Consider the following 21,175-nt stretch of genomic DNA (forward strand, 5'->3'; position numbering starts at 1 on the left):
GTGGCGAACGAAGACAAGTACCTCGACTACCTCAAGCGCGCGACCGCCGACCTGCGGGAGACCCGGCGACGGCTGAAGGAGGCCGAGGACCGCGGCCACGAGCCGATCGCCATCATCGGGATGGCCTGCCGGTTCCCCGGGGGCGTGCGGTCGCCGGAGGATCTGTGGGAGCTGGTCGCCGAGGGCCGCGACGGGATCTCCGGGTTCCCGGCCGACCGCGGCTGGGACCTGTCCGCGCTGTACGACCCGACGGGGGAGAAGCCCGGCACCTCGTACTGCCGCGAGGGCGGTTTCCTCGACGGCGCGGGCGAATTCGACCCGGCCTTCTTCGGGATCTCGCCGAGGGAAGCGCTAGCCATGGACCCTCAGCAGCGGCTGCTGCTGGAGATCTCCTGGGAAACCTTCGAACGCGCGGGTATCGACCCCGGCTCGCTGCGGGGCAGCCGGACCGGGGTGTTCGCCGGGGTGATGTACCACGACTACGTCTCCCGGCTCGCCGCCATCCCGGAGGAACTCGAGGGCTACCTCGGCACCGGGAACTCGGGCAGCGTCGTTTCCGGGCGCGTCGCCTACACCTTCGGGCTGGAAGGCCCGGCGGTGACGATCGACACCGCGTGCTCGTCCTCGCTCGTCGCGCTGCACCTGGCCGCGCAGGCGCTGCGGCAGGGTGAATGCACGATGGCGCTCGCCGGTGGTGTCGCGGTGATGTCCACACCGGACACGTTCGTCGACTTCAGCCGTCAGCGCGGGCTCGCCGCGGACGGCCGCTGCAAGTCCTATTCGGACGGAGCGGACGGCACGTCGTGGGCCGAGGGCGTCGGGATGCTCCTGGTGGAGAAGCTCTCCGACGCGCGGCGGCTCGGCCACGAGGTGCTCGCGGTCGTCAGTGGCAGCGCGGTCAACCAGGACGGGGCGAGCAGCGGTCTCAGCGTGCCGAACGGCCCGTCGCAGCAGCGGGTCATCAGGCAGGCCCTGGAGAACGCGCGCCTTTCGGCCGGACAGATCGACGTCGTGGAGGGCCACGGCACCGGGACGACCCTGGGCGATCCGATCGAGGCGCAGGCGCTGCTGGCCACCTACGGCCGGGAGAAGTCCGCGGACCGGCCGTTATGGCTGGGCTCGCTGAAGTCGAACATCGGGCACTCCCAGTCCGCCGCCGGGGTCGGCGGCGTGATCAAGATGGTGCAGGCGATCCGGCATGGGATCCTCCCGCGCACCCTGCACGCGGAGGATCCATCGTCCAAAGTGGACTGGTCGGCCGGTGCCGTCGAACTGCTCACCGAAGCGCGCGAGTGGCCGGAGACCGGGCAGCCGCGCCGCGCGGGCGTGTCCTCGTTCGGCGTCAGCGGCACCAACGCGCACACCATCATCGAGCAAGCCCCCGAGAGCGAAGAAGTCGCGGGCGTGCCGCCCACCGGCGCCGTGCCCGCGGTCCTGTCCGGCAAGACCGCGGACGCGCTGCGCGATCAGGTCGTGCGGCTGCGCTCGCATATCCTCGCCCGGCCGGAGTTGAGCGTCGCCGATGTCGCCGCGTCGCTCGCCACCACCCGCGTCTTGCACGAGCACCGGGGCGCGATCGTCGCGGCCGACCGCGATCAGCTGCTCGCGGGGCTGGACATCCTCGCCGCCGGCGCCACCACCGCCGGGGTCGCCCACGGCGTCGCCGCCGACGGCCGGACGGCGTTCCTGTTCACCGGCCAGGGCAGCCAGCGCCGCGGGATGGGCCGGGAGCTGGCCGAGCGGTTCCCGGTGTTCGCCGAGGCCTACGACGACGTCTGTGCCCGGTTCGAGCGGCCGATCAAGGAACTGTCCACCGAGGAACTGAACCAGACGGCGAACACGCAGTGCGCGTTGTTCGCCTTCGAAGTGGCGCTGTTCCGGCTGGTGGAGAGCTGGGGTGTCGAACCCGATTTCCTGGCGGGCCACTCGATCGGCGAGATCGCGGCCGCTCATGTCGCGGGCGTGTTCAGCCTCGATGACGCCGTGAAACTGGTGTCGGCGCGAGGCCGGTTGATGCAGGCGTTGCCCACCGGCGGCGCCATGGTGGCCTTGCAGGCGACCGAGGCCGAGGTCGTACCGCTGCTGACCGACCGGGTGTCGCTGGCCGCGATCAACGGTCCGGAGTCGGTGGTCCTCTCCGGTGACGAAGACGCCGTCGCCGCCGTGGTGTCCCGTTTCGACGGCCGCAAGCACAAACGGCTCGCCGTGAGCCACGCTTTCCACTCGCCTCTGATGGAGCCGATGCTCGACGACTTCCGCGCGGTCGCGGAGAGCCTGTCGTATGCGGCGCCGAGGATTCCGGTCGTCTCCGGCGGCTTGGTGGAAGTGTCCACTCCGGACTATTGGGTCCGACATGTCCGTGACGCGGTGCGGTTCCACGATTCGGTCAAGTTCCTGGAGGCCGAGGGGGTCACGCGGTTCCTGGAGATCGGCCCGGACGCCGTCCTCACCGCGATGGCCCAGGAGAGCACCGAGGACACGGTCGTTGTCGCGGCCTCGCGCCGCAACCGCGCGGAGGACGTCACCCTGCTCGCCGCGGTCTCCACGCTGCACGTCCACGGGGCATCCGTCGACTGGACGCCGCTGCTCGCCGGGGCCCGCCGCGTCGACCTGCCCACGTACGCCTTCCAGCACCGTCGTTTCTGGCTGGACGGCCCGCTGAACGCCGAGGGCGACGCGGCGAGCCTGGGCCTGGGCGCCACCGATCACCCGCTGCTCGGCGCCGTCGTCACGATGGCCGACGCGCACGGCGTGCTGCTCACCGGGCGGCTTTCCCTCGCGGCGCAGCCGTGGCTGGCCGGGCACGTGGTCGCGGGGCACGTCCTGCTGCCGGGCACCGCCTTCGTCGATCTCGTGCTGCACGCCGGGGACAAGGTCGACTGCGGGGTCGTGGAGGAACTGACCCTGCGGGAACCGCTCGTCCTGCCCGAACACGACGCGCTCAGCCTGCAACTGGTCGTCGGCGCGCCGGACGAGACCGGCAGGCGCACGGTCGGCGTCCACTCGCGTCCTGAGGCCGCCGACGCCGAATGGTCGTGCCACGCGACCGGTGTCCTCGCCCCCGGCTTCCCCGACACCGACTTCAGCCTCGCCGTTTGGCCGCCCGAAGGCGCCGAACCGGTCGCGATCGACGGGCTCTACGGCGCGCTCGCCGAGGTCGGCCTCGACTACGGGCCCGCCTTCCAGTGCGTCCGCGCCGCCTGGACCCACGAATCGGCCGTCTACGCCGAAATCGAGCTCGCCGACGCCGAGAAGGCCGACGCGGCCCGGTTCGGGATCCATCCGGCCCTGCTCGACTCGGCCCTGCACGCCGCCGGCCTCGGCGCGCTGGACGCCACCGAGGCGCGGCTCCCGTTCTCGTGGTCCGGCGTGAGCCTGAGGGCCTTCGGGGCGACCACGATCCGCGTGCGCCTGACCCCCGCTGGACCGGACACGATCGCACTCGCCGTCGCGGATCCGGAGGGACGGCCGGTGTTCACCGCCGACGGTCTCCTCGTCCGCGCGGTCCCGTGCGGCGCCCTCACCTCGCGAAACCCGGTGCGCGACGCGTTGTTCCGGGTGGACTGGCAGCCGCTCACCATCCCCGCCGAGGCCGCCGCGGAGCACGTCGTCGCCTCGTTCGCCGGGTACACCGGCGACCTGCTCGGCGACGCCCACGCGGCCGCGCTCCGCGCGCTCGAACTGGTGCGCGCCGACGACGGCGGGCCGAAACTCGTCTTCCTGACCAGCGGCGCCGTCGGGGACGCCGTGCCGCATCCGGCGCAGGCCACCGTCTGGGGCCTCGTCCGCACCGCGCAGGAAGAGTTCCCGGACCGGTTCGTCCTCCTCGACTGCGACACCGAGCCGACGCCCGAACTCGTCGCGGCCGCCGTCGCCACCGGCGAACCCGAACTCCTGCTCCGCGAGGGCGTCCTGTCCGGTGCCCGGCTCGTCCGCGCCCCGCGTGCCTCCGCCGAGCCCGGCGACATCGACGGGACGGTGCTCGTCACCGGCGGCACCGGCGCGCTCGGCGCGGATCTCGCCCGGTACCTCGTCCGGTCGCGCGGTGTCCGGCGGCTGCTGCTCACCAGCCGTCGCGGTGCGGCCGCACCCGGCGCGGACACCCTCACCCGCGAACTGACCGCGCTCGGCGCCGACGTCCGGATCGAAGCTTGCGACGCCGCCGACCGCGACGCACTCGCCGCCCTGCTGGCCGATCAGCCGATCACCCTCGCCGTGCACGCGGCGGGTGTGCTGGACGACGGACTCCTCGGTGACCTGTCCCCGGAGCGCATCACTGCCGTGCTGAGGTCCAAAGTGGACGCGGCCGTGCATCTGCACGAACTGCTCGGCGACACCGAACTCGTCCTGTTCTCCTCCGCCGCCGGGGTGTTCGGCAACGAAGGGCAGGCGAACTACGCCGCCGCGAACGCCTTCCTCGACGCCCTCGCCCGGTACCGCCACACGAACGGACAGCCCGGCACGGCGCTGGCCTGGGGGATGTGGGCCGCCGGAATGGGCGACGCGCTCACCGCCCGCCCCGGCTTCCCCGCGCTGTCCACAGAGGACGGGATGGCGCTCTTCGACGCCGCGACGGCGCTCGACGACGCCGCACTCGTCCCGATCCGGCTCGATCTGCCCGCGTTGCGCGCGCGGCTCGGCGGTGACGTGCCGCCGTTGTTCCGCGGCCTGATCCGGCCCGCCCGCCGCGCCGCCGTCACCGGTTCGGCGGGTGCGCTCGCCGACCGGCTGGCCGCGCTCACCCCGGCCGAACGGAGCCGGGAACTGCTGGAGATCGTGCGGACGCACGTCGCCATCGTGCTGGGCCACCTCGGTTCGGAGGCGATCGACGCCGGGAAACCGTTCCAGGAGCTCGGCTTCGATTCGCTGGCGGCGGTCGAACTGCGCAACCGGCTGACCGAGGTCACCGGCCTGCGGCTGGCCGCGACCCTCGTCTTCGACTACCCGACCCCGCTCGTGCTCGCCGAACACCTGCTGGAGGGGCTCGCCGGGGGTGGGCTCGCCGAGGCGCCGGACGTGCCGGTGCGCACCGGTCCGGTCGACGAGCCGATCGCGATCATCGGCATGGCCTGCCGCTACCCGGGCGGTGTCACCTCCCCGGAAGAGCTGTGGGATCTGGTGGCCGCCGGCCGGGACGGCGTTTCGGAGTTCCCGGTCAACCGGGGCTGGGAAGACGTCTACGACGCGGACCCCGGCAAGGTGGGCAAGAGCTACGCCCGCGAGGGCGGATTTCTGCACGACGCGGGCGAATTCGACGCGGCGTTCTTCGGGATCTCGCCGCGTGAGGCGCTGGCGATGGATCCGCAACAGCGGTTGCTGCTGGAGACTTCGTGGGAGGTCTTCGAACGCGCCGGGATCGATCCGCACGCGGTGCGCGGCAGCAAGACCGGTGTCTTCGCCGGGGTGATGTACCACGACTACGCGGCGCGGCTGAACTCCGTGCCGGAAGACGTCGAGGGCTACCTCGGCACGGGGAACTCGGGCAGCGTGATCTCGGGACGGCTGGCCTACACCTTCGGGCTGGAAGGCCCCGCGGTCAGCATCGACACGGCCTGCTCGTCGTCGCTGGTCGCGATGCACCTCGCCGGACAGGCGTTGCGGCAGGGCGAATGTTCGCTCGCGCTCGCGGGCGGTGTGACCGTGATGGCGACGCCGAACACCTTCGTCGAGTTCAGCCGCCAGCGTGGGATGGCCGTCGACGGCCGGTGCAAATCCTTCGCCGAGGCCGCGGACGGCACCGGCTGGGGCGAGGGCGTCGGCATGCTCCTGCTGGAGCGCCTATCGGACGCCCGCCGCAACGGTCACCGGGTGCTGGCCGTGGTTCGCGGCTCGGCGGTGAACCAGGACGGTGCGTCGAACGGGCTCACCGCGCCGAATGGTCCGTCGCAGCAGCGGGTGATCCGTCAGGCTTTGGCACAGGCGGGGTTGCAACCGTCCGATGTGGACGCTGTCGAGGCGCACGGCACGGGAACGACTCTTGGTGATCCGATCGAGGCGCAGGCTCTGCTGGCCACGTACGGGCAGGATCGTGAAGAGCCGTTGTGGCTTGGGTCGGTGAAGTCGAACCTCGGTCACACCCAGGCCGCCGCCGGTGTCGCGGGCGTGATCAAAATGGTCGAGGCGATGCGGCACGGCGTCCTGCCCAAGACGCTGCACGTCGACGAGCCCTCGTCTCATGTGGACTGGACCGATGGCGCGGTGTCCCTGGTGACGGAGTCGCGGGAGTGGCCGGACACCGGTCGTCCGCGTCGGGCCGGGGTGTCGTCGTTCGGGATCAGCGGGACCAACGCGCACACCATCATCGAGGCCGTCGAGCCGGATCCCCAGCCGTCCGGAAACCCGGATGTCCCGCCGTGGCCGCTGTCCGGCAAGACCGAGGAAGCGTTGCGAGCGCAGGCGGCCCGCCTCCACGGCCACCTGCTGGCCACTCCCGAGGTGACCGCGGCGGACGTCGCGCTCGCGCTCACGGCGCGGGCGGACTTGGAGCATCGGGCCGCGCTCGTGGCCGGCGACCGCGACGGTCTCATCGCCGCACTCGACGCGCTCGCGCACGGCGAGACCACCGAGGGGATCGTCCGGGGAATCGCCCGGCACACCGGACGGACGGCTTTCCTGTTCACCGGTCAGGGCAGTCAGCGGCTCGGGATGGGCGTTGAGCTGGCTGAGCGTTTCCCGGTGTTCGCCGAGGTTTATGACGAGGTGTGTTCCCGCTTCGAGCAGCCGCTCAGGGACTTGTCTGCTGAGGAGTTGAACCAGACTGCCAACACGCAGTGCGCGCTGTTCGCGCTTGAGGTGGCGCTGTTCCGGTTGGTGGAAAGCTGGGGTGTCCGGCCGGACTTCCTGGCCGGGCATTCGGTCGGTGAGATCGCGGCCGCGCACGTGGCCGGTGTGCTGTCCCTCGACGATGCGGTGACGCTGGTGTCGGCGCGCGGCCGGTTGATGCAGGCGCTGCCCACGGGCGGCGCGATGGTGGCGCTGCGGGCGACCGAAGCGGAGGTGACACCGCTGCTGACGGAGCGGGTGTCGATCGCCGCCATCAACGGCCCGGAGTCGGTGGTCGTCTCGGGTGACGAAGACGCCGTCGCCGCTGTGGTCGAGGGCCGCAAACACAAGCGACTTACCGTGAGTCACGCGTTCCACTCACCGTTGATGGAGCCGATGCTCGATGACTTCCGTACGGTGGTGGAGGGGCTGACCTTCGCCGAGCCGCGGATCCCGATCGTGTCGGGTGGCCTGGAGGAGGTGTCCACTTCGGACTATTGGGTCCGGCATGTCCGTGACGCGGTGCGGTTCCACGATTCGGTCAAGTTCCTGGAGGCCGAGGGTGTCACGCGGTTCCTGGAGATCGGGCCGGACGGCGTGCTCACCGCGATGGCGCAGGACAGCCTGGAGGACGCGGTCGTCGTCCCCGCCCTGCGGCGCGACAAGCCCGAGGTCACGACCCTGCTGACGGCGGTCGCCGGTCTGCACGTCCACGGTGCCGACGTCGACTGGAGCCCGTTGTCCGCCGGGGCCCGGCGGGTGGATCTGCCCACGTATGCCTTCCAGCGCACGGAGTTCTGGCTCGACGCGGGCGCCGCTGCGGGCGATCTGACCGCGGCGGGACTGGCCGACGCGGGGCACCCGCTGCTTGGTGGCGCGGTGACCCTGCCGGACTCCAGCGGGACCGTGTTCACCGGCAGGCTGTCTCTCGCGGCCCAGCCCTGGCTCGCCGACCACGCCGTCGGGGAGACCGTGCTCCTGCCCGGTACCGCGTTCGTCGATCTGGCGCTCGCCGCCGGACGACGGCACGGCACCGTCGTCCTCGACGAACTCACCCTGGAGAGCCCGCTGGTCCTGCCGGAGCGCGGCGGTGTCGAACTGCGCGTGTGGGTCCGCGAACCGGACGACACCGGCGCGTGCGCGGTCAGCGTGCACTCCCGTGCCGACGACGAGCCCTGGATCCGCCACGCGGTCGGAACACTGACCGAGGACACCGGCGCCACGCCCGCCGACCTCACCTCGTGGCCGCCAGCCGCGGAGGAGACCGACGTCGACGGGCTCTACGACGCGCTCGCCGACGCGGGCCTGAACTACGGCCCGGTTTTCCAAGGCGTCCGCGCGGCCTGGCTCGACGGCACCACGGTGTACGCCGAGATCGACCTCGACGAACGCCACCACGGCGACGCCGCGCGCTTCGGCCTGCACCCCGCGCTGTTGGACTCGGCCCTGCACACCGCCGGACTCGGCGCGCTGAGCACCGAAGGCGGGGCCCGGCTGCCCTTCCTGTGGTCTGGCGTCTCGCTCACCGGCCTCGGCGCCACGAGCCTGCGAGTCCGGCTCACCGGGACCGGCGACACGCTTTCCCTGACGATCGCGGACGGGGCGGGCGCGCCGGTGGCGACCGTCGCCGGGCTGACCGTCCGCCAGGTCGACCCCGCCGCGTTCGGGGGTGGTGGCGACTCGCTGTTCCGGGTGGAGTGGGTCCCGGTCCGCGCCCGTGCCGCGGACACCGCGCCCGCCACGGTCATCTGGTCCGAAGTGGACAGTGTAGCGGACGTGCACGACGCGACCGCGCAAACGCTTGCCGCGCTCCAATCCTGGCTCGCCGACGAAAGCAACGCCGACACCACCCTGGTCGTGCTGACCAGCGGAGCCGTGTCGGTGGCGGGGGAGGACACGCGTGATCTCGCCCGCGCCGCCGTCTGGGGGCAGGTGCGGTCGGCGCAGTCCGAGCATCCGGGCCGGTTCGTGCTCATCGACACCGACGGCGACACGGCAGACCTGGCCGGGGCCGTCGCCACCGGCGAGGCGCAGCTCGCCATCCGCGACGGGAAGCTCTGGGCGCCGCGTCTGGTGAAGAGCGTGCCCTCCGGTACGGCACCGCGTTTCGACCCGGAAGGGACCGTCCTGCTCACCGGGGCCACCGGCGCGCTGGGCCGATCGCTGGCCCGTCACCTGGTCTCCGGACACGGGGTGCGGCACCTTCTGCTGGTCAGCCGCAGTGGCGCGGCCGCCTCCGGTGCCACCGACCTGTTGGCGGAGCTGACCGGGCTCGGCGCCTCCGCGGTCCTGGAGTCCTGCGACGTCGCCGACCGGGAAGCCCTCGCGGAGCTGCTGGCCGGGGTCGACCCCGGCCATCCGCTCACCGCGGTGGTGCACGCGGCCGGCGTCCTCGACGACGGTCTGATCGACAGCCTGACCCCCGAACGGTTCGACGCCGTCCTGCGGCCCAAGGCCGACGCGGCGCTGAACCTGCACGAACTGGCGGGCGACGTCGACGAGTTCGTGCTGTTCTCCTCGGCGGCGGGCACGTTCGGCAACGCCGGGCAGGCGAACTACGCCGCAGCGAACGCCTTCCTGGACGCCCTGGCACAGCACCGGCTGGCCAGCGGGCTCCCGGCCCGGTCCCTGGCGTGGGGTCTGTGGGACACCGACGACGGGATGGACGCCTCCGCCGCCGTCGCCAGGCTCACCGGTTCCGGGCTCACCACCGAAGAAGGGCTGCGCCTGTTCGACACCGCTGGTGACGGCGTCGTCCTGCCGATGAAGCTCGACCTCGCCGCGCTCCGCGCCGAACTCGGCTCCGACGTGCCGCCCCTGCTGCGCGGTCTGATCAAGGCTCCCGCGCGGCGCTCCGCCGGAGCGTCGGCGTGGAAACGGCAGCTCGCGGGACTGTCCGAAGAGGACCGTGACGCGCGTCTGCTCGAACTCGTGCGGACACAGGTCGCCGCGGTGCTGGGCTACTCCGGTCCGGAGGACGTCCCGTCGGACCGGGCGTTCACCGAACTCGGCTTCGATTCGCTCACGTCGGTGGACCTGCGGAACCGGCTGAACTCCGCGACCGGCCTGCGCCTGCCCGCCACCCTCGTGTTCGACCACCCGAACTCCGACGCGGTCGTCTCCCGGCTGCGGGAGGAACTGTCCGGCACCACGGTCGTGGCCGCCGTCGTCACCACGGCACCGGTGGACGAACCGATCGCCATCGTCGGCATGGCCTGCCGGTTCCCCGGCGGTGTCCGCTCACCGGAAGACCTCTGGCGGCTGGTCAGCGAAGGCCGCGACGGCATCACCCCGTTCCCGGCTGACCGGGGCTGGGATGTCGAAGGTCTGTACGACCCCGAGGCGTCCAGGCCCGGCACCTCTTGCACCCGCTACGGCGGATTCCTGCACGACGCCGGGGACTTCGACCCAGGGTTCTTCGGGATTTCGCCGCGTGAAGCGCTGGCGATGGACCCGCAGCAGCGGTTGCTCCTGGAGACGTCCTGGGAAGCCTTCGAACGGGCCGGGATCGACCCGGCCACCTTGCGCGGTTCCGCGACCGGCGTCTTCGCCGGGGCGATGTACCACGACTACGTTTCGCGGCTCACCGAGATCCCGGCGGATCTGGAGGGGTACCTCGGCACGGGGAACTCGGGCAGCGTGATCTCGGGGCGCCTCGCCTACGCCTTCGGGCTGGAAGGCCCGGCGGTCAGCATCGACACGGCGTGTTCGTCTTCGCTGGTCGCGATGCATCTCGCGGCGCAGGCGCTGCGGCAAGGCGAATGCGGCCTGGCGCTGGCCGGTGGTGTCGCGGTGATGTCCACTCCGGACACTTTCATCGAGTTCAGCCGTCAGCGCGGGATGGCGCCGGACGGCCGGATCAAGGCGTTCTCCGAGACCGCGGACGGCACGGCGTGGGGCGAGGGCGTCGGCATGCTGCTGCTGGAGCGCCTTTCGGATGCCCGTCGCAATGGCAGGCAGGTGCTGGCCGTCCTGCGTGGCACGGCGGTGAACCAGGACGGCGCGTCGAACGGGCTCACCGCGCCGAACGGACCGTCGCAGCAACGGGTGATCCGTCAGGCTTTGGCGCAGGCCGGATTGCGTCCGTCCGATGTGGACGCTGTCGAGGCGCACGGAACCGGGACGACACTCGGCGACCCGATCGAGGCGCAAGCCCTGCTCGCCACGTACGGGCAGGATCGTGAAGAGCCACTCTGGCTGGGGTCGGTGAAGTCCAATCTCGGTCACACCCAGGCCGCCGCCGGGGTGGCGAGCGTGATCAAGATGGTGGAGGCGATGCGGCACGGCGTGCTGCCCAAGACGTTGCACGTCGATGAGCCTTCGTCCCATGTGGACTGGACCGAAGGCGCCGTCTCCCTGCTCACCGAATCGCGGGAGTGGCCGGACACCGGTCGTCCGCGGCGCGCCGGGGTGTCGTCGTTCGGGATCAGCGGGACCAACTCGCATGTCGTCCTGGAAGCGGACGGCGCCGGGGACATGGCACCGGCCGACCAGCCGGATGTACTCGCCTTCCCGTTGTCCGCCAAGACGCCGGACGCTCTGCGCGGGCAGGCCGCCAGGTTGCGTGCCCGGTTGCTGACCGGATCCGCGCCCGAGCTCGCCGACGTCGCGCAAACGCTTGCCACGCGGGGACTTTTCGAGCACCGGGCGGTGGTCACCGCGGGCGACCGCGACGGACTGCTCGACGCGCTCGCCGCGCTGGCCGGGGGAGAACCGGGCGACTTCGTCACCGGTCTCGCGAAACCGGGCGGGAAACTCGCGTTCCTCTTCACCGGTCAGGGCAGCCAGCGTGCCGGGATGGCCGACGAACTGTCGGCCGCGTTCCCCGTCTTCGCTCAAGCCTTCGACGAGATCTGCGCGCGTTTCGACGCTCTGCTGAACCGTCCGCTGCGCGAGGCGCTCGCCGGCGACCTGGTCGACCGCACCGAATACACCCAGTGCGCGATGTTCGCCGTCGAGGTCGCGCTGTTCCGGCTCGTCGAAAGCCGCGGCGTCCGGCCGGACTTCCTGGCCGGGCATTCGATCGGGGAACTGGCGGCGGCCCACGTCGCCGGGGTCTGGACGCTGGAGGACGCCTGCACGGTGGTCGCCGCGCGCGGCAGGCTCATGCAGGCGCTGCCCGCGGGCGGCGCGATGATCGCCGTCCAGGCCACCGAAGAGGAGGTCCGGCCGCTGATCGACGACGAGACCGTGTCGATCGCCGCGATCAACGGCCCGGTGTCGGTCGTCGTGTCCGGCGAAGAGGCCGCCGTGACCGCGCTGGCCGCCGGGTTCGCCGAACGCGGCCGCAAGACCAAGCGGCTCACCGTGAGCCACGCGTTCCACTCGCCGCTCATGGACGGGATGCTCGGTGAATTCCGCGCCGTACTCGACGGCGTCCACGCCGCCGAACCGCGGATCCCGCTGGTGTCCACGCTGACCGGTGAGCCGCTGACCGGCGATCAGGCGCGATCGAGCGAGTACTGGGTCAGGCACGTGCGGGAAGCGGTCCGGTTCCGCGACGCGATCCGGACCCTGGAGGCACACGGCGTCCGGCGCTATCTGGAGCTCGGCCCGGACGCGCCGCTGACCGCTCTCGGCGAGCATTGTGTCACGAACGAGTCCACAGTGGACGCTCCGCTGTTCGTGCCGTCGCTGCGTGACGGCCGGTCCGACGTCGAGTCGTTTGTCACCGCGCTCGCGCGGTTGCACGTCGACGGCGTCCGGGTCGACTGGGCGAAGGCGCTCCCCGGCCGGAAGATCGATCTGCCCACCTACGCCTTCCAGCGCGAGCGGTTCTGGCTGCGGCCCGTCGCCCCCGCGGTGGGCGATGTCACCGGGCTGGGGCAGTCGCCCGCCGGGCATCCGCTGCTCGGCGCGGCGGTCGAGGCGCCGGACAGCGACGCGGTGCTGTTCACCGGCAGGCTGTCGGTGCAGGAGCAGCCGTGGCTGGCCGACCACGTCGTCGCCGGGACGACGCTCCTGCCGGGTACGGCGTTCGTCGAGCTCGCGTTGCGGGCCGGGGAGCTGACCGGCTGCGCGGCCGTCGACGAACTGACCCTGGAAGCACCGCTGGTGCTGCCGGACCACGGTGGCACGGCGCTGCGGATCGTCGCCGCCGCGCCGGACGAGACCGGCAGGCGCGCACTGGACGTCTACTCCCGCCCCGACGACGGCGACTGGATCCGCCACGCCACCGGAACCGTGTCGCCCCTGGCTGCGGGCGCGCCGTTCGATCTGTCGGCCTGGGCGGCCGCCGATGCCGAGACCGTCGAAACCGACGGCCTCTACGACGGCTTGGCCGCCGCCGGGCTCGAGTACGGCCCGGTCTTCCAGGGACTTCGCTCCGCCCGCAGGCGAGGGGAGGACATCTGGGCCGAGGTCGACCTCCCCGAGGACACCACGACCGAAGGCTTCGGCCTGCATCCTGCGTTGCTCGACGCCGCCTTGCACGCCCTGGGCTTCGCCGAAGAAGGCGAGCAGGAGGCAGACGTGGCGGCCGGGCGCGTGCGCCTGCCGTTCGCCTGGTCCGGCGTCCGGCTCCACGCCTCCGGTGCGCGTGCCCTGCGGGTCCGGCTGTCGCCGGCGGGGGAGAACGCGGTCTCCCTGGCCGCGGCGGACGAGACCGGCAGGCTGGTGGCCACAGTGGACGCTCTGACGCTGCGCCCGGTCTCGCTGGAGCAACTCGGCGGGCGGCAGGGCAGCCACGAGTCGCTGTTCGGTCTGGAGTGGGCGCCGGTTCCGCTCGATCCCACCGCCGCCGTGGCCGCGAGCTGGGCGGTCGTCGGTGTCGACGACTACAAACTCGACGCCGCGCTCACCGCCGCCGGCTATCGCGGGCAGGTCCACGCGAATCTGGCCGAGGTGATCGATCGGGTGCCCGAGCTGGTCTTCGTGTCCTGCGCGCCGGACCACCGCCAAGGGCTGGCCGCCGCCGCGCACACCGCCGCACAGCGGGCGCTGGAGCTGGTCCGTACGTGGCTGGCCGAGGACCGGTTCGCCGGTTCCCGGCTGGTGCTGGTCACCAGCGGCGCCGTCGACGAACCGGCGCAGGCGGTGATCTGGGGCCTGGTCCGCTCGGCGCAGTCCGAGCACCCCGGCCGGTTCGTGCTGGTCGACCTCGACGAACAGGACGCGTCGTATCGCGTGCTGCTGCCAGCCCTCGCTTCCGGCGAACCTCAGCTGGAGTTGCGCGAGGGAACGGTGAAGGCGCCGCGGCTGGTCAAACCGGCCGTGACGCCGGTCGAAGGCGAGGCGCGGACCGACGGGGCCGTGCTGATCACCGGCGGCACCGGCGCGCTCGGCGCGGCACTGGCCCGGCATCTGGTCACCGCGCACGGGAAGACCCGGCTGGTGCTCGCCGGTCGCCGCGGCCCGGACGCGCCGGGCGCGGGCGAGCTGGCCGACGAACTGCGAGGGTTGGGCGCCGAGGTCGCGGTGGTCGCTTGCGACGCGGCCGATCGTGAAGCGCTGCAACGTCTTCTGGCCGAGCATCCGGTGACCGGGGTCGTGCACGCCGCCGGTGTTCTCGACGACGTCGTCCTCGACGGCCTCACCCCGGAACGGCTCGACGCCGTCCTGCGGCCGAAGGTCGACGCCGCGGTGAACCTGCACGAACTGGTGGGAGACGTCGACGAGTTCGTACTGTTCTCCTCCGCGGCGGGCACCTTCGGCAATCCGGGGCAGGCGAACTACGCGGCGGCCAACGCGTTCCTCGACGCGCTCGCCCGGCATCGCCGTGCGCACGGGCTGCCGGCGACCTCGCTCGCCTGGGGGCTCTGGGCCGGCGACGGGATGGCGGGCGGCATGTCCGGACGCGATCTGGAACGGATGACGGCCTCCGGCGCGGGCGCACTGTCCACAGAGGAGGGACTGGCGCTGTTCGACCTCGCGGTGACGGCGGCCGAACCGGTGCTGTTGCCGATGCGGCTGGACCTCGCCGCGGTGCGGGCAGGCCTCGGCACCGACGTCCCGCCGCTGCTGCGCGGCCTGATCCGCGGTACCGGCAAACGCGCCGAGACCGCCGGTTCGCCGACCGGGGACGCGCTCAAGGCGGAGCTGGCCGGGATGACCGGGGAGGAACGCGCCGCGGCACTGCTGAACCTCGTCGCCACGCACGTCGCTGGTGTCCTCGGGCACGCCGGTCCCGAGCAGGTCGACCCGGACAAGGCGTTCACCGAACTCGGGTTCGACTCGCTCGCCGCGGTCGAACTGCGCAACCGGGTCAACGAGGCCACCGGTCTCCGGCTGCCCGCCACGCTGGTCTTCGACCATCCGACCACCGCCGCGGTGGCGGAACTGGTCGGCGCGGAGATCGTCGTGGACGACGCGCCACCGCCGCTGGGGGTGCTCGCGGAACTCGACCGGCTGGAGGCCGCGTTCGCCGGGGGAAGCCCGGACGACGCGATCCGCGGCAAGGTCAAGGATCGGCTGCGCGCCCTGCTCGCGGCCTGCGATCCGGGCGAGGGCACCGAATCCGTGGCGGATCGGCTCGAAGACGCCTCGGACGACGAAATGTTCGAATTCATCGGCAAGGAACTCGGGATCTCCTGACTTGGGGGCGGAAATGAAAGACACCGAGGACAAACTCCGGTACTTCCTCAAGCAGGTCACCGCGGATCTTCACGAGACCCGGAAGCGCCTGAAGGAGACCGAAGCCGCGGGCAGCGAACCGATCGCCATCGTCGGGATGGCCTGCCGCTATCCCGGCGGCATCGCCTCGCCCGAGGATCTGTGGCGGATGGTCGAAACCGGTGGCGACGGGATCAGCGGATTCCCCGTCGACCGCGGGTGGGACCTCGAAGCGCTGTACGACCCGGACCCGGACAAGCAGGGGACGAGTTACGTTTCGCAGGGCGGTTTCCTGCACGACGTCGCCGAGTTCGACCCGGCGTTCTTCGGGATCTCGCCACGGGAGGCGCTGGCGATGGATCCGCAGCAGCGGCTCCTGCTGGAGACGTCGTGGGAGGCCATCGAGCGGGCGGGAATCGATCCGGGCTCGCTGAAGGGCAGCCGGACCGGGGTGTTCGCCGGGCTGATGTACCACGACTACGTCTCCGGGCTGACCGAGATCCCCGACGAGGTCGGCGGCTACCTCGGCACCGGGAACTCCGGCAGCATCGCCTCCGGGCGGGTGTCCTACACCTTCGGGTTCGAAGGCCCGGCGCTCACCGTGGACACCGCGTGCTCGTCGTCGCTGGTGACGCTGCATCTCGCGGCACAGGCGCTGCGGCGGGGCGAGTGCGACCTCGCGCTGTCCGGCGGCGTGACGGTGATGTTCACCCCCGGGACGTTCGTGGAGTTCAGCCGTCAGCGCGGGATGGCGCCGGATGGCCGCTGCAAACCGTTCGCCGAAGAGGCGGACGGCACCGGCTGGTCCGAGGGTGTCGGGATGCTGCTGGTGGAACGGCTTTCCGACGCGCGGCGCAACGGCCATCCGGTACTGGCGGTCCTGCGCGGGTCGGCGGTGAACCAGGACGGCGCGTCGAACGGCCTGACCGCCCCGAACGGCCCGTCCCAGCAACGGGTGATCCGCGAGGCGCTCGCCGACGCCCGGCTGACGACGGCGGACGTCGACGTCGTCGAGGCGCACGGAACCGGCACCACCCTGGGCGACCCGATCGAGGCGCAGGCGCTGCTCGCGACCTACGGCAAGGGCAGGCCGTCGGATCGGCCGCTGTGGCTCGGGTCGATCAAGTCGAATCTCGGGCACACGCAGGCCGCCGCCGGGGTCGCCGGGATCATCAAGATGGTGCAGGCACTGCGAAGCGGGACTCTCCCGCGCAGCCTGCACGCGGAGACCCCTTCGTCGCATGTGGACTGGAGCGCGGGCGCGGTCTCGTTGCTGGACGAAGCGCGGCCGTGGCCGGAACTCGACCGTCCTCGCCGGGCCGCGGTGTCGTCGTTCGGTATCAGCGGGACCAACGCGCACGTCGTCCTCGAAGCGGCCCCGGCCGCCGAAGAGACCGAACCCCGGCAGCCGGTGGTGACCGGTGCGACGCCGTGGCTTCTGTCGGCGCGGACGCCGGAGGCCCTGCGGGCGCGAGCTGCTCAGCTTCGGTCCTTTGTGGATCTTCCGGGCGCCGCCGCCACGCTGGCCGCGCGGCCGCTGTTCGCGCACCGGGCGGCCATCGTCGGTGATCCGCGCGCCGCGCTCGACGCGCTCGCCGCCGGGGAGCCGTCGAGCCTGCTGATCGAAGGTACGGCGCAGTCGGGTAAGGCTGTTTTCGTGTTCCCGGGTCAGGGTTCGCAGTGGGTGGGGATGGCGGAGGAGTTGTTGTCGTCGGCTCCGGTGTTCGCTGAGTCGATGGCTGAGTGTGAGACGGCGCTTTCGTCCTTTGTGGACTGGAAGTTGTCCGAGGTGTTGTCCGACGCTGTGGCGTTGGAGCGGGTTGATGTGGTGCAGCCTGTTTTGTTCGCGGTGATGGTGTCTCTGGCGCGCCTGTGGCGGGCGTGTGGTGTCGAACCTGCTGCTGTGGTGGGTCATTCGCAGGGTGAGATCGCGGCGGCGTGTGTGGCTGGTGCGTTGTCGTTGGATGATGCTGCGCGGGTTGTGTGTTTGCGGAGTAAGGCGATTTTGGCGTTGTCGGGGCTCGGTGGCATGGTGTCGGTTGCTGCCTCGGAGGATCGTGTTCGGGAGTTGCTGCCCGACGGTGTGTCGGTGGCAGCCGTGAACGGCCCTGCGGCGGTGGTGGTGTCGGGTGACGTCGCGGGTTTGGAAGCGCTGATCAAGCGGTGTGAGTTGCTGGATGTGCGGGCGAAGCGGATCCCGGTGGATTACGCCTCGCATTCGGCTCATGTCGATGCGATCGAGCGGGATGTGGTGTCGGCGTTGGCGGGTATTTCGCCGCAGGCGCCGGTGATTCCGTTCTATTCGACGGTGACCGATGAGCCTCTTGAATTGGATGCGGCGTACTGGTTCCGGAATCTGCGGGGAACGGTGCAGTTCGCGGCGACGGTGGATCGGTTGCTGAAGGATGGTTTCCGGTTCTTCGTGGAGACGAGTCCGCATCCGGTTCTGGTCCCGGGGATCAGTGAAGAGGCCGTCGCGTTGGGGAGTTTGCGTCGGGGTGAGGGTGGTGCGGAGCGGTTCGTCGCGTCGCTCGCCGAAGCCCATGTGCACGGCCTGAGCCCGGTATGGTCTTCGATCCTGCCCACGGCGGACTGGGTCGATCTGCCGACATATCCGTTCCAGCGCAAGCGGTTCTGGCTGGAAGCCGGGACCGCCGCCGGGGACGCGTCGGCGTTCGGGCAGACGATGGTGGACCACCCGCTGCTCGGCGCCGTCGTCGCGGTCCCCGGGACCGGCGGGCTGCTGTACACCGGCCGGATCTCGCTGGAAACGCATCCCTGGCTCGCCGATCACGCCGTGTCCGGGACCGTGCTCGTGCCCGGCACCGCGTTCGTGGAGCTCACGCTGGCCGCCGGCATCCAGGTGGACTGCACGATGCTCGACGAATTGACCCTCGAAGCCCCACTCGTGCTCGAAGAAGGCACCGACGTCCGGCTCTCGGTCGAACTCGGTGACGCGGACGTCGACGGCCGTCGCGAGGTCGGCGTGTACTCCCGCCGCGGCGACGAACCCTGGACCCGGCACGCCAACGGCGTCCTGTTGCCCGAAACGGACGGCGTGCCCACCCCGCTCGCGGAATGGCCGCCCGCCGGGGCGGAACGCGTCGGCGTCGAGGCACTGTACGACGAACTCGCGGACGCGGGCCTCGAATACGGCCCCGCGTTCCAAGGACTTCGCGCCGCCTGGCGTCGCGAGAACGAGGTCTTCGCCGAAATCGACCTTCCCGAAGCCCAGACCGGCGACGCTCCGGCCTTCGGCCTGCATCCCGCGTTGCTGGACGGCGCGCTCCACGGGATCGCGCTGGGGGTGCTTCCCGATGCCGAGGGGCTTCGGCTCCCGTTCGCGTTCTCCGGGGTCCGGCTGTGGTCGCGGGGTGCGGCGGCATTGCGGGTGCGGCTGCGCCCGGCTGCGGACGGGGTCGCGCTGACCGTCGCCGACGCCGAAGGCCTGCCGGTCGCCGACGTGGACGGTCTGCTGCTGCGGCCGGTGTCGGTGTCCGGTCTCGGTGGGTATCGCGAGTCCTTGTTCGGCCTGGATTGGGTGCCCGCGGGCGTGACCGAACCGCACGACGCGACGGTGTGGCACTGCGGATCCGGGGATCTCCGCACCGTGCTGGGGGCGGCACTCGAACGCGTCCGGACGTGGCTCGACGAACCGGGCGACGGTCCGCTCGTGGTGGCCACCCAAGGTGGGATCGCGACCGAACGCCCGGATCCGGTGGCGGCCGCGGTATGGGGCCTCGTGCGCTCGGCGCAGTCGGAGCACCCCGGGCGGTTCGTGCTCGTGGACGGAGACGTCCCGGCCGCGCTGCCCGCCGGGGAGGCGCAGGTCGTGGTTCGCGACGGGGTCAGCTTCGTCCCGAGGCTCGTCCGTGTCCCCGAGCCCGGCCCGGCGCGGCCGTGGAGCGACGGCGACGTCGTGCTGATCACCGGCGGCACCGGCCTCCTCGGCGCGGCCGTCGCGAAACATCTGGTGGTGACGCACGGCGTCCGTTCGCTGGTGCTGCTCAGCCGTTCCGGTGCTTCCGCGCCCGGCGCGGCGGCGCTGGCGGATGAACTCACCGGGCTTGGCGCCGAGGTTCGGATCCTCGCGTGCGACGCGGCCGACCGGGAGGCGCTGAGCCAGGTGCTGGCCGCGCATCCGGTGACCGGTGTCGTGCACGCCGCCGGTGTCCTCGACGACGGGCTGATCACCGCGCAGACCCCCGAACGGCTCGACCGGGTGCTCGCGCCGAAGGTGGACGCCGCGGTGAACCTGCACGAACTCCTGCCCGACGCCGCACCGTTCGTGACGTTCTCCTCGGCGGCCGGGGTTTTCGGGAACCCGGGGCAGTCCGGTTACGCGGCGGCGAACGCGTTCGTGGACGCGCTGGTGGAACGCCGCCGGGCGGACGGCGCCGCCGCGACGTCACTGGCGTGGGGCCTGTGGGCGACCACCAGTGCGATGACCGATTCCGCCGACGTCGAGCGGATGGCGCGGGCCGGGCTCGGCGGACTGTCCACAGAGGAAGGTCTGGAGCTGTTCGACGCCGCGCTCGCCACCGGGCGGACGCTGACCGTCCCGATGCGGCTCGACCTCGCCGCGCTCCGCGCCGAGGAGATCCCGCCGTTGCTGAGCGGACTCGTCCGCGCCCGCGCCAGGCGGGCGCCCGACGGCGGCGGCGCGTTCCGTGCCCGGCTCGCCGGACTCGACGCGGACGGCCGTGACGCGGAGATCCTGGAACTGGTGCGCGGTCAGGTCGCGGCCGTCCTCGGCCACGACGGGGCCGGCGCCATCGACGCCGACGTCGCCTTCCTCGAACTCGGCTTCGACTCGCTCACCGCCGTCGACCTGCGCAACCGGCTGGCGGCGTCGACCGGCCTGCGGCTCCCGCCGTCGCTGGTCTTCGACCACCCGACGCCGCTCGCCGTCGCGGAACGGATCTCCGGTGACTTCTCGGCCGCCGACCGGCAGCCCGAGACACCGCCCGCGGCCACTGACTTCTTCGGCGCGATGTTCGCCCGCGCGGTCGAACTCGGCGAGGTCGCGCAGTTCGTCGGGCTGGCCGCGCAGGCGTCGCGCTACCGGCCGTCGTTCACCGTCGAAACCGCGCGGGAACAGAACCTGCAACCGGTCCGGCTCGCGAAAGGCCCGTCCGGCCCCGAACTCGTCTGCGTCCCCTCCCTCCTGGTCGGTTCGGGGGCGCACGAATACGCGCGGTTCGCGGCGTCTTTCCGGGACGTGCAGGACGTTTCCGTCGTTCCGGTGCCCGGTTTCGGGCACGGGCAGCCGCTGCCGGACTCGATCGAGGCGGTCCTCCACGCACAGGCGGACGCCATCCTCCGCGAAGGCGGCGACCCGGTGGTCCTGGTGGCCCACTCCTCGGGCGGCCCGCTCGCGCACGCGCTGGCGAGGCATCTGGAGGAAGCGGGCGCCGCGCCCCGCGCGCTCGTGCTGATCGACGTCTACCCGCAGGACGAACACGCGCTGGACGGCATCCGCGACCGGCTCGCCGACGGCCTCGGGGACGACACGCGGCTCACCGCGATGGGTGCTTACCTGCGGCTGTTCGCCGACCACGTGCCCGCGGCGACCGGTGTGCCGACCTTGCTGGTCCGGGCGTCGGAGCCGCTCGAGGCGTGGCGTGACCGGGCCGGATGGCAGTCCGACTGGGCTTTGCCGCATGACACGGTGGACGTCGAGGGGGATCACTTCACGATGCTGGAGCGGCATGCGGGGACGACCGCCGAGGCCGTGCGGGAATGGCTGGGGCGGCTGGCGTAGCGACTCGCCGTGGTCCGTGAAGGCCTCCTTGAGGGACTCTGGGTCCCTCAAGGAGGCCTTCACGGACTGGCGTGTCGTCACATACGCACCAGTAGTAAC

The 21,175-nt window shown here is 71.9% G+C and carries 1 protein-coding gene and 1 pseudogene; both read left to right on the top strand.

All coding sequences use genetic code 11. The features are described 5' to 3' along the window. A complete protein-coding gene (locus AB8M46_RS30960) occupies window positions 1-15,294 on the top strand; it encodes an SDR family NAD(P)-dependent oxidoreductase (RefSeq protein WP_394362504.1) in 15,294 nt (5,097 codons plus the stop codon). 55 nt (window positions 15,295-15,349) lie between these two features. After that, window positions 15,350-21,076: pseudogene (locus AB8M46_RS30965) on the top strand (SDR family NAD(P)-dependent oxidoreductase); the annotation flags it as partial. Window positions 21,077-21,175: the final 99 nt, after the last annotated feature.

It is taken from the genome of Amycolatopsis sp. SB7-3 (assembly GCF_041021335.1).
GTDB lineage: Bacteria > Actinomycetota > Actinomycetes > Mycobacteriales > Pseudonocardiaceae > Amycolatopsis > Amycolatopsis japonica.